At 36.9% G+C, this 14,007-nt stretch carries 15 protein-coding genes and 1 pseudogene; 10 read left to right on the top strand and 6 right to left on the bottom strand.

Annotated features, from left to right (window positions below; genetic code table 11):
* Positions 1-94 precede the first annotated feature (94 nt).
* The 4 genes from V6259_RS19075 to V6259_RS19060 form a co-directional block, all read right to left on the bottom strand.
* On the bottom strand, positions 95-661 hold the full coding sequence (locus V6259_RS19075) for a hypothetical protein (RefSeq protein ID WP_341585884.1): 567 nt from the start codon (positions 659-661) through the stop codon (positions 95-97).
* Between the two features lie 371 nt (positions 662-1,032).
* Positions 1,033-1,344: a hypothetical protein gene (locus tag V6259_RS19070; RefSeq protein ID WP_341585883.1), complete on the bottom strand. Its 312-nt coding sequence runs from the start codon at positions 1,342-1,344 to the stop codon at positions 1,033-1,035.
* A gap of 39 nt (positions 1,345-1,383) precedes the next feature.
* On the bottom strand, positions 1,384-1,560 hold the full coding sequence (locus V6259_RS19065) for a hypothetical protein (protein ID WP_341585882.1): 177 nt from the start codon (positions 1,558-1,560) through the stop codon (positions 1,384-1,386).
* A 244-nt stretch (positions 1,561-1,804) separates the two neighbouring features.
* Entirely contained in the window at positions 1,805-3,457 is a 1,653-nt protein-coding gene (locus tag V6259_RS19060; RefSeq protein ID WP_341585881.1) for a bifunctional metallophosphatase/5'-nucleotidase, read from the bottom strand.
* A 144-nt stretch (positions 3,458-3,601) separates the two neighbouring features.
* On the opposite strand from V6259_RS19060, the pseudogene V6259_RS19055 reads away from it, so the two are divergent.
* Positions 3,602-4,218: pseudogene (locus V6259_RS19055) on the top strand (IS5 family transposase); the annotation flags it as partial.
* Positions 4,219-4,453: 235 nt separating this feature from the next.
* Here the strand turns inward: V6259_RS19055 and V6259_RS19050 are convergent.
* Both V6259_RS19050 and V6259_RS19045 read right to left on the bottom strand, forming a co-directional pair.
* Entirely contained in the window at positions 4,454-5,578 is a 1,125-nt protein-coding gene (locus V6259_RS19050) for a transposase (protein ID WP_341585880.1), read from the bottom strand.
* 47 nt (positions 5,579-5,625) lie between these two features.
* On the bottom strand, positions 5,626-6,012 hold the full coding sequence (locus V6259_RS19045; RefSeq protein WP_341585879.1) for a transposase: 387 nt from the start codon (positions 6,010-6,012) through the stop codon (positions 5,626-5,628).
* Between the two features lie 679 nt (positions 6,013-6,691).
* Between V6259_RS19045 and V6259_RS19035 the strand changes: the two genes are divergently transcribed.
* The 9 genes from V6259_RS19035 to pyrE all read left to right on the top strand — a co-directional run bounded on the left by V6259_RS19035 (position 6,692) and on the right by pyrE (position 13,717).
* Positions 6,692-7,000 (top strand): hypothetical protein, encoded by a 309-nt coding sequence (locus V6259_RS19035; protein WP_341585878.1) that lies wholly within the window; start codon positions 6,692-6,694, stop codon positions 6,998-7,000.
* 101 nt (positions 7,001-7,101) lie between these two features.
* A complete protein-coding gene (locus tag V6259_RS19030; RefSeq protein WP_341585877.1) occupies positions 7,102-7,254 on the top strand; it encodes a hypothetical protein in 153 nt (50 codons plus the stop codon).
* 250 nt (positions 7,255-7,504) lie between these two features.
* The gene (locus tag V6259_RS19025) at positions 7,505-7,732 is read left to right on the top strand and encodes a hypothetical protein (protein ID WP_341585876.1); all 228 of its coding nucleotides are present in this window, start codon (positions 7,505-7,507) and stop codon (positions 7,730-7,732) included.
* A 10-nt stretch (positions 7,733-7,742) separates the two neighbouring features.
* Positions 7,743-9,179, top strand: a complete 1,437-nt coding sequence (locus V6259_RS19020) for a 4-hydroxyphenylacetate 3-hydroxylase family protein (RefSeq protein WP_341585875.1) — start codon at positions 7,743-7,745, stop codon at positions 9,177-9,179.
* Positions 9,176-9,562 carry an NUDIX domain-containing protein gene (locus V6259_RS19015; protein WP_341585874.1) on the top strand — a complete coding sequence of 129 codons (387 nt, stop codon included), beginning with the start codon at positions 9,176-9,178 and terminating at the stop codon, positions 9,560-9,562. Before V6259_RS19020 ends, V6259_RS19015 begins: the two co-directional genes overlap by 4 nt.
* Entirely contained in the window at positions 9,552-10,751 is a 1,200-nt protein-coding gene (locus V6259_RS19010) for a M24 family metallopeptidase (protein ID WP_341585873.1), read from the top strand. Before V6259_RS19015 ends, V6259_RS19010 begins: the two co-directional genes overlap by 11 nt.
* Positions 10,751-11,764, top strand: coding sequence for a pyridoxal-phosphate dependent enzyme (locus V6259_RS19005; RefSeq protein WP_341585872.1), 1,014 nt, complete (start codon positions 10,751-10,753; stop codon positions 11,762-11,764). Before V6259_RS19010 ends, V6259_RS19005 begins: the two co-directional genes overlap by 1 nt.
* A complete protein-coding gene (gene pyrD, locus V6259_RS19000; protein ID WP_341585871.1) occupies positions 11,761-13,074 on the top strand; it encodes a dihydroorotate dehydrogenase (quinone) in 1,314 nt (437 codons plus the stop codon). The genes V6259_RS19005 and pyrD overlap by 4 nt, the downstream gene beginning before the upstream one ends.
* A complete protein-coding gene (gene pyrE / locus V6259_RS18995) occupies positions 13,064-13,717 on the top strand; it encodes an orotate phosphoribosyltransferase (RefSeq protein WP_341585870.1) in 654 nt (217 codons plus the stop codon). Before pyrD ends, pyrE begins: the two co-directional genes overlap by 11 nt.
* Positions 13,718-14,007: the final 290 nt, after the last annotated feature.

Genomic DNA, 14,007 nt, shown 5'->3' with positions numbered 1-14,007 from the left:
ACGCTCTGTCACTTGTTTAACCGCTTCTCTTTTAAATTCTTCAGGGTAACGTTTGGACTTCATAATACACCTCTTATTTAACTAGATTTTAACGTTAATAGGTGTCTAGTAAAGTCTGGGAAGTCCACTTTTTAGCATTCACGCCTAATGGCCAATCAAGCAATGGCAATAATTTTTTGAACTCCCCTGCATTGCCACTACGACCAAGTGGATGATAAAACGTTTTGGGTGTTCTAGTTCCTGCTGCGTACGTTTTATAGGTGGATTTACCTCCAACATTGAAATGTTCGTCAAACGCCGCCTCAAGCCCATTAACACACTTTTCAGTTGTTGCGTTTTCGCAAGCTTGTCGTATGTAGTTTACCGCCTCTATGTAAACCTCCTCCCACAAATCGGCCGTGACACGAACCCCGCCAATTCGATAGCTTTCCGTAGTGTGTGGCTTTTTGGCCAGGGAGTGATAGATACTGTAAATAGAAGCAAGAACGGTAACTGGTATACCGTCCAAATGATTGGCTGTCCAGTCAGGTTCTGGCCACAAATCTTTCAACACAATCGCTTTGCTTGCACCATCTCCTTTAGTTGATATTTTTACTTTTGGAGTAGGTGTTTCTTTTTTCGCATAAGGTATGTGTTCGCCTACATCAACCAAAGATTGCATTACTCACCCGCCTTTCGAAAACAAAACTAAGGTGACCTCCAATTGGTCGCCATTTGATAAAATTCTAATTTTCGTTTCTTGTAAAACCGCCACCATAAAATTCACCTAAAGTAACATCCTCAAGATCAAATTTTTTCATTATTAGTTGTCACAGGACAATTGTTAAGTAAACTAAGGCCTTCTAAGTACCCATTAAATAACACAGTTAGGTATCTTAATTAGCGATAATCAATATCACGACCCATTATTCAACTAGGTAAACATGCAAGATACTTAATTTTGTGTCTGTATACTTAATTATTGATCGCCCACAACAAAACCAGTTAAAGACGATAGTCTTAGGAGCTCATTGAACTGAAGCCATCATCGCATTATTCCAATGTCTCTGTTTTTTTGCCTTTGTCTTTTTTAAGGCTCTCAAAACCATTCGGAATAGCCGTCCGGTAACAGGAAACGCATGCATCTCCATCCATCACATCTACGTGAATGTCTTTAACAACCGTACAAGAATGAGTGACTTTCACATGATTAGAGCTCATGTTGGACAGGTAAACGGGCTCTAATTTCTGGGCAACGCTTTCACAACTACTCTCCTTTTCAAACACAAAAGGATAAGTGACTACTTGTACATGTCCATCCCCAATAGATATGAAAAAAGAAAGTATTATTTCGACTAAGTGCATTGCTAATATCCTTTTATAATTTAATGAGAGGAGGACGCATTATTCCAATGTCCTGTTTTTGTTAAGCAATGTCCGAAGCTCTGTTCGGTAGTAACCAGAGGGAATGATTGAAATGGCATCGGCGATGGTGTCTTCATCAAGACTCGCTACTCTAAAAGCAATAGGCTCCAAAATGTCATCAATTCTTGCTTGTAGTTTTTCAACTTGATCTGACATTTCATATTGTAAAACTGAGAGTTACCTGTTTTGATTAAGGTGTCGAGATCTTAAATCAAATAAAATGAAGTGGTTGTAGTTTGATTGCAGCTGTGTATGTTGCTCGTTTTATCTTTGTCATTTTATCACCCAATTTAGTATGTTTAGATCATACCATTTGTTTCTTAATGGGTGGCCAAATTAACTATGCCACTTCAGAATGAATCTAAAATTACCTAGTAACTACAGTCCAACTATCTCACAACTAATTTAACTCGGAGGATTTTAGATACTGAATAAAAACATCAGATATGCCAATAGAGAAGTCAATGAGATGTGTTCTAGTGGTTTTGAATAATAAATATCCTTCTTTACCTTTGGATAAATAACTAGATGAAGCAATTGTATATTCTTTCTCATCAATTATTTCATGAAAGCCATTTCCATCGACAAGCTTAAAACTTAAAATGTTAGGCTTACCTTCGATAAGTAAGTAGTCAACATGAAGTTTGTCAGAGTATGGGTAGCTACCAGTTTTAGAAGAGCAAGAGTAAGCATTTTTTAATGCACTCGCTATTGCTACTTTGATATATTTCCCCTTTAATGAAAATGCGTGAAGATTTATTGAAAAAGGAAGAATTTTCCCTGAAATATGTGCAGCAGTTATTTCTCCTAACTCTAAACCATGTCTTATTGCTCCTGCATTTATTATGGCAAAATCTGCTTTTATATGCTCACCACTATTAACATGTTCAAGCATTGCCTTTGCTACTAGTGGAGCTAGTTGGCTACCTCCGTTGTTGGAAGGTATTCTAGTATGAAATTTCGGTGTGTAACAATTTGTTAGTATGTTGTGTCCATAGGATTTTATTGAAGGAAGAAAATTATTATTAATAATCTGATCTATTACATGATTATTGTCTAATAAAGCTATATTAGTTTGCTGATCTAAATATTCTATTATCATCTTTGATTTTTGTGATGAAAAATCATTCTTGCTATATATAGAGCTCCTGTCGACTAACAATTTATTATTTCCAGAGAAGTCTGTTTGTTCTAAATATGAGCGTGTATCTAGAGTAACATCACCAACAAATAAACAATTGTAACCAGCATGAACTATCGAAGTACTACCAACTTTATATGGATACATACCTGTGGATTCGATCCCTATGTTGGAAAAATCACCTAAAATCGTATGGCTATGTCCTCCGACAATAAGATCTATATCAGAAACAAGACTAGCTAATTTACAGTCTTTATCAAATCCTAAATGACTAAGTACAATAATTGGGAACTCGTGTTCTGCCTTGATTCTTTCGACCGTTTGTCTTGCTACAATTATTGGATCTTCAAACTTCAAGCCATCGGAAGGACTTGCAATTTCATGCATAGAATCAATTGTTAGTCCAATAACCGCAAGAGATGTATTATTTTTAGTTACTATCAAATAAGGTAATTCATAATCAGAATTTCTCTTACAAATTAGCTTACGACTATTATGTTTATTAAGCGGTGTTCCAGACGAAGGAAGATTTAAATTAGAGCATATAATTGGAAAGTTAATATCGTTTATAAATTCAGATAAGCATTCATCACCAGTGTCAAACTCATGATTACCAATAACCATAGCATCAAAGTTTAATTCATTTGATAAGCGTGAATTAGCCTTCCCTTTAAAACAGTTGAAAAATAAAGTTCCTTCGAAGCAATCACCCCCGTGAAATAAATAATTTGAATTATTATTATTTTCTTGTGAACAATTCTTGTTATCAAGATAAGACTTTAATAAAGAATATCCACCCGCCATAACCCTGACAGTTGTTATTTTGTTATCAATTTTTAATTTAAGTGTTAATGCCTGGCTCTGAAAATGAGAATGTGTATCGTTGATGTGCTGAATAGATAGTTTTTCCAATTGGCCACCGGATTACATAGGTTTTAATAGAGGACAATTCCAATCATATATTATGTTTACTTATGTATCAATATGTCACGTGTAGGGAATATGCGAACAAGTCCTTCTCATGAGACAATTCATTCTTAACTTCCGAGCTCGATCATGTCACATCAGCTCACTTTTGCCGACAGCGAATTCAACAATAAGCGTCGTAAAACACGCAAAGAAATTTTTCTTTCTCGGATGAATGAGTTGATGCCTTGGGATCAGCTTGAGGCCGTGATTGAGCCCTTTTACCCTATAGCAGGAAAAGGAAGAAGACCGTATCCCTTGTCCACCATGTTTCGCATTCACTGCATGCAGCATTGGTACAACATGAGCGATCCCGCCATGGAAGATGCACTTTATGAAATCACCTCAATGCGCCTTTTTGCTGGATTATCTCTGGATGGTGCTATTCCTGACCACACGACTATTATGAATTTTAGGCACTTACTGGAAAAGCATAAACTCTCCCGTCAGCTATTTAAAGAGGTCAATAGGTGGTTGTCCAGCACAGGTATTTACTTAAAAGAAGGCACGATTGTTGATGCCACCATCATTGAAGCGGCTAGCTCAACTAAGAATAAAGCAAAAGCACGTGATTCTGGGATGCACCAAACACAAAAAGGTAAGCAGTGGTTCTTTGGGTTAAAAGCTCACGTTGGCGTCGACGCCAGAACTGGCCTAACGCGCACAGCTTAAGTACGACAGCGGCTAACGTACACGACATCACAGAGACTTTTTAGGCTTGTTACGGTTTTTTGATTTTTCATGAGTTAATCATAACGAGGCTGTAGAATTACTCTTCCTCAGCCAGCTTAATTAATTTAAATCCACAATATTTCACATTCTCCTAAGATTCAATAGGTTATTCGATTTTCAATCATAGATTGATGATATCGAGCCATAAAGAACATGTGGGCAGGGGTCGAACAGTAAGTGGTAGATTAGTGAGAGGGGTTTACCTTTCAGTTAATGCAGGCTATTTCTGAGTTTTTCGATGTTATGAACGAGGCAATACATTTTCCACTGAGTATTCACTTTTTCTTGGCCGCGCAGCGTGAATTTGTTTATGCCTTTATTGACTGTGATGTTGCCAAACACAGGTTCAATTGCACCAAGTCGTTTACCGTATTGTCGCCGCCCTATTGGACTGTCTATTTTGACTTTCATTTTGTCACCATAGCTTAGTTTTTGGCGCGACTCATCGTTTTTGAATTGAACTTGTCTTCCTGTTTTTATTGATGGCTTTCTCATGAATTGATGCTGTAGTGGGCATACCTTACAGTCCTTTAAGTAACCACAGAATCGAGTGTATTTTTGACTGTAACTATTTACGTTTACTCCACTTCGCCACATTTGATTGCCCGCAGGGCAACGACACGTTTGGGTTGCTTCATCATAATGGAAGTCATCTGAGGTGAATAATCTTGGCCTGCCTTTACTTCGTTTTAATCGTCGTTTTTCTTGCTCCGTTTCATACGTTTCACTCTCCTTAAACAGTGGGTTACGCTTTCTGAATTGATTGTCATCAATATAACTGTCGAACCCACTTTGGGCCATAAATTCCAAATTCGCTTCACTGTTAAAGCCACTGTCTGCGGTGAATTTGATTGTGTGTTCATTTGGTTGTTTTTGCTTGGTGAGCTTATCTAGTTGCTGCTTTAGTTGAGTAATCACTGGCACTAAGGTTTGCTGCTCACCAACCGAACCCCATGTTTGGGCTTGTAAGATAATTTGATGTTTATCATCGTTGATCGCAATGCCGTTGTAGCCTTGAACCGTACCCTTACTGGTTATCATCTTCGCGCTGTCAGGATCGGTAATATTACTTTTAACAGGCTTACCTTTGATACCTGTTTTTTCTTGATGTGTCGCCAGATATTCCGTGATTTTTTCTGCACTTTTATCCAATTTTTGTTGTTGCTTTAAGTCATGCTGAACGTCATCTTCACTTAATCCATCTTGTGTTTGGTGGCGTTCGAGTATGCGTTGACTAGCACGACGTAACTTGGCTTGTTTTCGCTCAAGCTCTTCAAACGTACCGCTCCACTCTTTAGCGTTTGACCCTGTTCGATAAAAAAGAGAAACAGCCATCGATGGAAAACATATTGCGTCCGATCAACCCTTCACATCACATATCATCAGAACTTGCGTAAACAGCAGTTCATTTGGTCTTTCCTGCTTGTAATGAAGTGAGCAACAAAATGCGCAATAGACGTGTAATGCGGTTGCGCATCCCCAGACAAACTCATGAAGGTAATATTGGTTTCACACGCCCTTGCAATACGGCGGCTACTGACCAACCCACGCGAATAACCAAACAAGACAATCTTCAACATTACTGAAGGAGGATACGCCGCTGCACCGCCATTATCGTTGTTATACCACTCATCAAAAGACGACAAATCAAGGTGTTTATCAACAATATGGGAAAGCGCGTACTCAAATGTACCGGGGGTGATTTGTTGTGCAAAATTAATAGGAATGAATTTACTTTGGCAAGACAAGTCAGGTTTATAGTTAGCCATCACGTTTAACTCTGAGCGAATAATAGTAATTAGATAACAGACGAACAGCTCAAGCGAGGCTGTTCCTTGTACAAACGAAAAGACATAAAAAAGAACATGGAAATGTTGTTTTAAGAGTAATTCTACAGCCTCAACGCCCTATTAAAAATTTGGTCCATAGTAATTAAAACCATTCAAACAAAATGGATGGTTGATAGAAGTTCATTTAAAAAAATGAGTCAAGAATCATGGCTGAAACCGACATAAGTAAGATTACCGGCAGGCCATTAGTTGCTCCGGTCAGCTTCAAAGTTTTAAAAATAAACAACGTACGCTGCGGTGGTAGACATCACAACTAAGCCAACTATGGACCCTCATGCCGCCATCTTGCTTGACTAGAGCGGCTAAACCAGAAAATTTTAACTTTGACAAAAGTTCATGTCGCCAAACGATTTAGTGTAGTTGTGTCGAATCATAAACTGATCATATAATTGAGAAAACAACGTGTCAATCCGTTTTCTAGCCTTACGATAATGGCTAGGAAACGCTTTAAAATGGAGCTGATTTTTGCGCATTGGTGTTTTAGATTAATCAAAGAGTGCTCAAACAAATCATGTTGCCATTGCGGACTTAAATGGGTATTTTAACCCCTAATAAAATCTAGTACAGTACCGTACTAACTTAAAATGACAAGGATGTTATGACACTCTCTCGAACTTCACACCACGAATCCGCACTGTCTACCGATCTACAACCGAGCGAAACGCCGGTTATAATTTCCGATCGTGCCAAGCTAATACTGGAACAGTCTCGCGATGCAACCGACACGATTAAGGTGTATCAATCTTCATACAACGTCTTTGCCCGCTGGTTGAATCACCATGGTATTAAAGAATCTGCGGTGACGGCAGGCGACCTGATCAGTTTTTTAGCGGATCAATTTGACGGGGTACTCACAAGCGTTCGCCTTGGTGCCAAAACAAAGCCAGCCAAGCTGGTGGACAAATAGCAATCGCGACTCTTGATCGACATCGAGGGGGAATCATTAAAGTCCTAAAGCATATGAATATCTTTTTTACGGAAAAAGAAAACATGGCCATAAAGGACTTTATGAAAAGCCTGCGCATGCAGGGCGAGCAAAGAAACCCCAAGCGTAAACGTGGCCAAGCCGCGCCCTTGTTCCCCATCGATGTCGATCGTTTGCTGAATTGTCCTGATATTATGATTACTCTATCGCAAATAGTGTTAGCAACTACAGAGTAACTGGGTGCCTTGAGTTATTGGTTGGCTATGAATCGAAAGACTCGGTTTCAAAAGCTATTATAGTGGAAGGGTTGAAGAAGAAAAGGTTTGCTGTTGGTAATGCGAGGGCACGGCATTATGGAGAGAGAAATATGATAAAAATCTAATAATTGCCACTGGAACAGGCTTCAGTTACGGAAAAGCAATTACTGAAGAGGCTCTGAATAGTTCAAATGATGAATCTACTTGTTTTGTATGGATAGATTCGAGGTTGAATAATGATTTAAAAGGGGAATTATACAACAAATCTGCAATTAATTATGTAATTGAGGGCGTTTCAACTTTCTGTGAAGCTAAGCCGATTATAAATAATTTCTCAAAAAATGCTCCAGATGCTCAAGTTTATGTATCAGGTTCAGAAAAATTGGCTCATGGCATAAAAGAGCATTTGATTTCAATTGGATATAACGAATGCCAAATAGTTGGCGATAGGATTTAAAGGATTTAATATGTTAGAGGATAATTATGCTTCAAGAATCTCTTCTGATAACAGAATAGTGTATTTAAACGGAAAAAAAGTAGATCTTATTTTAGAGGAACCAGTTTTTAAAGGTGCCATTAATAAGATAAAGTCATATTATCGCCTTCAAGAAGAGAAGCCGGAAGTTCACACAGCAATAGATAATAATGGATTAAGATACGCTATTAGTCTTATGCTCCCAAAGTCACAAGAAGATCTTCAAAAGAAAAGAATCTCTTATAAGGAAGTTTCTGAACTTTCTTACGGTATGTTGGGGCGAACTCCTGATTTTATTAGCTCTGCAATTGCGATCATTGCTTCTAATTCAGAAATTCTAGGAACCAGTGAAAAAGCCAATTTTTCACAAAATGCAATAAACTATTATGAGTTCTGTAAAAGAAAAAATATATTTGTTGCCCATGCAGCTATTAACCCACAAATAGATAGAAGTAAAAGTATTGGCGAAATTGACAACAAATATTCTGGTGTAAAAGTAGTTAGAGAAACAGATAATGGAATAATTGTTTCTGGAGCCAAGATGATAGTTACATTAGGAGCAATTGCTGATGAGTTGTTAGTATTTAATATGCCCGGTCTACGTACTGGCGATGAAGATTTTGCAGTTGCCTTTAGTTTGCCTGTTGGTGCGGTTGGCGTTAAACAAATATGCAGAAAGGCTTTGAATCACACTGAATTAAGTAGGTTTGATCATCCGATCGCTTCTGCATTTGACGAAATTGATACATATTTAATACTAGAGGAAGTCGAAGTACCATGGGATAGAGTACTCGTATATAAAGACGTTGGGATGTCGAATGCTTTTTATGACAAAACTAATGCAAGAAATCATACGGGGCATCAAGGTATTGTTCGTGGTCTTACTAAAGCTGAAATTGTTACTGGGACGGCAATTAAGCTTGCCAAAAATATGGGGTTGGATAAGTTTCCTAATGTCTTAGAGAAATTAGGGGCTATGACTACTAGCCTAGAACTAATGAAAGGAGCTATTCACCTTTGCGAGTATACCGCAAAGGTTGATGATAAGGGGGTCTACTCCCCAAATTTCTTAACCATTCAAGCATTGCGATACCACTTCCCTCAATGGTATCAAACAATGGTTCAAACAATTCAATCTTTTGCTGCTGGATCTATGTTAGCAGTCCCTCATAAAGAAGATTTTAACAATCATAATGCTTCTATGTTACTCGAGGCTTTGAATGGTCCACTAATTGATGCTAAAGAGCGATGTGTTTTACTTAATCTAGCTTGGGATCTAAGTGGCGATGGCTTTGGACAGCGACAGCAGAGCTATGAATTTTATCATGCCGGTGATCCTATGCGAATTGCCGGAATGCACTACCGTGATTATAACGTAGAGATATGTAATAAGCTAACGGATGAAATAATTTGTGATAGTTTAATATGAAGTGCTCTTGCTTAATAAATATAGAAAAAGAGCAAGTTTTACTTGTTAAGCCAGTAGACAAAAACTGTTGGTATTTTCCCGGTGGGAAAGTTGAAAATGGGGAAAATTACTCCGAAGCTCTCATTCGAGAGGTGCGAGAGGAACTTGGTGTAAGCTTGAATATTTGTGATATAGAAAAAAAAATTACACTTGAAGTTCCAACTCATGATTATTCTTCTTTATTTACTCTTTGCTGCTTTGTAACCAACGGTGAAATAGAACCTAGTGCATTGAGTGAAATAGAAAGTATCAATTGGTTTTCAATATTTAATGATTTAGTAGGTGGTGCTCCTGTTGCGCCTGCCGTAATTATTGTTTTAAGGGAATTTGGTTATGATATATAACAGCAATGAATTATTTAAGAAAATGGACGAAAGTGGTATTGATATAATAGTTGCTTCCACAAAAGAAAATATAAATTATTTTACTGGTTACAGCCCAGTAGTTAAAACATTAAATCCGTATCATGGTCAAACATTTGTAGTAATTTCAAAGAAAGAAATTGATAAGATCTCTATTGTAATTCCGATAGCAGAAGTTGATCAGATACAAGATTGCAAATCACAAACCTTAGAAGTCAAAACGTTTGGTACATTTTATAGAGAACACTTTGATTGCGAATTGACAGAAGCAGAGAGGGAACTTAAAGAGTTATCAAATATTGAGAATAGCTATGAGGATGCAGCTTCAGCATTGGAAAATATTCTGAATAATAGTTCTGAGGGCCAGACTGTTACTATTGCAATTGACGAAGATTCGGCAGGCAAAAGTATAATTGATAAGATCAATTCAATAAATACTTTTAATGTGGTACCAGCTTCCTCACTTATAAGGTCTGTTCGCCGAATCAAGACTAGTTATGAGGTTGAAATGCTAACTCAATCTGCAAGAATAAATGAATGCGCTATTAAAGTTGTTATTGACAACTTAAGTGAAGGGATGACTGAAGAAGAAATACGAATATTGTACGAGACGGAAATTGTACGACAAGGTGCGATCCCCTCTTTAACTATGATTAAAATTGGCAGGTTCGCTGTGGGTGGGCAACAAACTCAAAAATCACATATTAAGCTTAAAAGTGGTGATTTGATTTGGTTTGATTCTGATGCCAATTATCAAGGTTTTTGGTCTGATATTGCGCGAGTATATCCATATAAAATAGTAACAGATAAAGCAATACGCTTTTATTCAGCGTTGGAAGCCTCTATGAAGAAAGCAGTAGAGACAATAAAACCGGGAATGAAAGCTAGTGAAGTTTTTCATATCATGATGTCAACAGCTAAAGATAATGGTATGGAACATTATAGGAGACATCATGTAGGACATGGAATTGGTCATGAACCTTATGAATTACCAATATTGTCACCAACAGACGAAACCGTACTAGAGGAAGGTATGGTAATTTCGATTGAGACGCCATATTACGAATTAGGATTTGGAGCTTTACACATAGAAGATCCTATTTATATAGGAAGAGATAGAAATGTATTGCTGACTTGTAACCCAATCCCATCTTTAAAGGTCGTTAATTAATGATTACTACAATTTGTAATGATATCGCTGAGACGATTGGGAATACACCCGTAGTTAGAATTAGACATCCTCTTATTCCAAAAGGAAAAAAACTATTTGTTAAGCTAGAGCAGTTTAATCCGAACTTAAGTGTTAAGGATAGAACAGCCCTCGGAATGATTAATAAAGCTATAGAAACTGGCCGCCTCAAAAAGGGAGGGACAGTGATTGAATCTACATCAGGTAATTTAGGTAAATCACTTGCAATGCTTGGTGCTAGTATTGGTTTTGAAGTGATCATCGTAGTAGATCCAAAAGTAAGCTCATCTGCATTAAATTGGTATAAAGCATTTGGGGCGGAAGTTTTAATTGTTACTAAGCAAGACAGTTATGGAGGTTATCAATCGACAAGAATTGATACTGTTAAGAAGTATGTAGCCGATAATCCAGAGGTTTACTGGCCAAATCAGTACGATAATAATGATAATCCAAATTATCACTACCATTTTACTTCTAAGGAAGTCGCCAGCATGAATGTTGACCTGATATCTGGAGCAATAAGTACTGGTGGTCATATGAGTGGTATCGCCAATGGTGTCAAAGAAATTAATGAAGATATTCGTATTGCGGCTTGTGATGTAGTCGGTTCTGCAATTTTAAACAAGCCATTTAGTCCATTTCTGATAAATGGCGCAGGACTTTCATGGAGATCAAAAAATATTGACGAGTCAAATATAGACGTTACAGTAAATATCACTGATGAAGAAGCAATTTCAATATGCCACGAATTAGCAAGGACCAATGGTGTTCTTTTAGGCGGATCCTCTGGATTGAGTGTCATGGGAGCCTTAATAGGGTTACAACACAGTTCCGTAAATTCAGCAATGGCTATCTGTCCTGATTTTGGTTCTAACTATCTGGATCAATTTTATGATGAAGATTGGTTAAAACAAAAAGGGGTGAAATTATTAGAATGTCACACTTTATTTGATCGTATTTCAACTTATGCTCAAGAATGGGTTAATAAATTATGAATCAAGAAATATTAGGCTATATTGCAGCCTCTTTAACCACGGTAAGTTTTCTTCCTCAAGTTATACACACAATTAAGCTAAGAGATACATCTAGTATCTCCCTAGGAATGTATTCTCTATTCTTGGTTGGAACTATGTGTTGGCTTTCCTATGGTGTCGTTTTGAATTCTTATCCCATGATTATAGCCAACACACTAACTGTCCTTCTTTCTTTTATCATTTTTGTCATGAAAGTCTGTGATGTCCTTAAAAAAGGAAAGGAAAAGTTTGACGTGATTCATAAAGTCCTCCACTTCATGCCTGCTGAACTAGCTCATGATTTAGCTATACAGGCATTAAAATTTTATCCAAAGCGTAAATCATTTAAATCAAATAATGTTGACTTATCTAGTGAAATTTTTGGATGTAGATTTACTAACCCTGTAGGATTGGCTGCTGGTTTTGATAAGCATGGTCAGGCTATAAATGGATTAGCAAATTTAGGCTTTAGCCATATTGAGATTGGATCTGTTACACCTAAATCTCAATATGGAAATCCCAAACCAAGGTTATTTAGACTTAGTTCTGAAAACGCGATAATTAATCGTTATGGATTTAATTCACATGGTTCAAAAAAGGTTAAAAGTCGTTTTTTAAAACCTAGTTCAGGTTGTGTCACAGCTATTAATCTCGGAGTAAATAAGAATGATTTTGATTATGGAAATGCATTTTTAGAAGGGGTTAAATCATTTAATGATAAAGCGGATTATATAACGTTAAATATATCATCTCCAAATACAGACGGGTTACGTGATATACATGACCCAACAGTTCTTGAGCCTATCATTGAAAAAATAAGATGTTTTCAGCGCGATTCTAATTTGGTTAAACCTTTAGTGGTTAAAATTTCCCCTGATAATGAGGCCGCTCTCGAGAAAGATCTTTTAAAATTTCTTGTAACAGCAGATATCGATGGAGTAATCGTAAGTAACACAACCACTGACAAAAGCATGTTAGAACATAAGTATAAAGATATATCTGGTGGGTTGTCAGGTTTACCTTTAAAAGAGAAATCATTTCAATTCTTAGCTAGGGCTGCAAGTGTTCTATATGGACATAAAACTATAATTTCTTCAGGTGGTATAGCAACTGGTGATGATGTTTATGCAAGGTTGAAATTAGGTGCTGATTTAGTTCAAATTTATACTAGTTTCATATACCAAGGACCTAGTGTTATTGACTCTATACTTCAGAGGTTATCAGAGTTGATGATTGCAGATGGTTACGCTTCAGTTCAGGATATTAAAAGAGAGATTATTTATGATAGATAAAACTTCTAAAGAATTTGCAAAATATCTGGTGGATGAAGATATAGCCACGTTTGGTGAGTTTTTGCTTAAATCAGGACGTAAAAGCCCTTACTTTTTCAACTTTGGAAAGTTAAATAATACGAAACGTCTCCAAATAGTTTGTTCTTTCTATGCACAAAAAATAATACAGTTAGGCATTGATTTTGATGTGATTTTCGGCCCTGCTTATAAAGGGATACCCTTATCTATTGGTGTTGCGAATGCTGTTCAAGATTTAACTCACACTCCTGTTGAATTTTGTTTCAACCGGAAATCTGTTAAAAAATACGGTGATGTAGGTTCTCATGTAGGAGCAAACCTTGAAGGGAAAAGAGTACTAATTACTGATGATGTAGTAACTTCTGGAATTACAATTAGTGAAAGTGTTAAGTTAGTTGAAAAATTAGGTGGTGAAGTTGTCGGTTTTATTGTTGCTCTTGATAGACAAGAAAAAGGGGTTGATATAGGTATTTCAGCTGCTCAATTTTGTGAAAATAATTATTCTTTTCCTCTGATATCTGTTTCTAGTGTAAGTGATATAATAGAGGTTCTAAAAACAGATAGTATGAACAACGCAATCGTTGATAGTATGAATAGCTACCTAAGAAAATATGGAGCAGAGTAGCTTTTTATCTTAATTTATCTTAAGTTGTACTAGCTCAGACTTCATCTGACAGTTACCCACTTTTTGTATGGTGTTTGTCAGTTTAAATTTGAGCTAAGTTCTTTTCTGCCCAAATTTGTTTCCCATCAAGTAATATTTCAAGCGGTGTTCGGCCACAGCATTGTGGTATGGACCCACTTTCATAGACATCTCATAGCTATATAATAATAGGTAAAAATGAGGTGAATTATGAGTGGAAAACGTTATACCGATGAGTTCAAAATTGAAGCCGTTAAACAAGTCACTGAGCG

Origin of the sequence: Marinomonas sp. TI.3.20 (assembly GCF_038155025.1) — a bacterium.
Taxonomy (GTDB): domain Bacteria; phylum Pseudomonadota; class Gammaproteobacteria; order Pseudomonadales; family Marinomonadaceae; genus Marinomonas; species Marinomonas flavescens.
Note: the sequence above shows the minus strand (reverse complement) of the source record. Positions and strands in the feature narration are given on the sequence as shown.

What these genes read in the sequence shown, in the direction of transcription:
- V6259_RS19075 (WP_341585884.1), bottom strand. Translation starts at nt 661, where the DNA reads ATGCAATCTTTGGTTGATGTAGGCGAACACATACCTTATGCGAAAAAA.
- V6259_RS19070 (WP_341585883.1), bottom strand. Translation starts at nt 1,344, where the DNA reads ATGCACTTAGTCGAAATAATACTTTCTTTTTTCATATCTATTGGGGAT.
- V6259_RS19065 (WP_341585882.1), bottom strand. Translation starts at nt 1,560, where the DNA reads ATGTCAGATCAAGTTGAAAAACTACAAGCAAGAATTGATGACATTTTG.
- V6259_RS19050 (WP_341585880.1), bottom strand. Translation starts at nt 5,578, where the DNA reads ATGGCTGTTTCTCTTTTTTATCGAACAGGGTCAAACGCTAAAGAGTGG.
- V6259_RS19045 (WP_341585879.1), bottom strand. Translation starts at nt 6,012, where the DNA reads ATGGCTAACTATAAACCTGACTTGTCTTGCCAAAGTAAATTCATTCCT.
- V6259_RS19035 (WP_341585878.1), top strand. Translation starts at nt 6,692, where the DNA reads ATGACACTCTCTCGAACTTCACACCACGAATCCGCACTGTCTACCGAT.
- V6259_RS19030 (WP_341585877.1), top strand. Translation starts at nt 7,102, where the DNA reads ATGAAAAGCCTGCGCATGCAGGGCGAGCAAAGAAACCCCAAGCGTAAA.
- V6259_RS19020 (WP_341585875.1), top strand. Translation starts at nt 7,743, where the DNA reads ATGTTAGAGGATAATTATGCTTCAAGAATCTCTTCTGATAACAGAATA.
- V6259_RS19015 (WP_341585874.1), top strand. Translation starts at nt 9,176, where the DNA reads ATGAAGTGCTCTTGCTTAATAAATATAGAAAAAGAGCAAGTTTTACTT.
- V6259_RS19010 (WP_341585873.1), top strand. Translation starts at nt 9,552, where the DNA reads ATGATATATAACAGCAATGAATTATTTAAGAAAATGGACGAAAGTGGT.
- V6259_RS19005 (WP_341585872.1), top strand. Translation starts at nt 10,751, where the DNA reads ATGATTACTACAATTTGTAATGATATCGCTGAGACGATTGGGAATACA.
- pyrD (WP_341585871.1), top strand. Translation starts at nt 11,761, where the DNA reads ATGAATCAAGAAATATTAGGCTATATTGCAGCCTCTTTAACCACGGTA.
- pyrE (WP_341585870.1), top strand. Translation starts at nt 13,064, where the DNA reads ATGATAGATAAAACTTCTAAAGAATTTGCAAAATATCTGGTGGATGAA.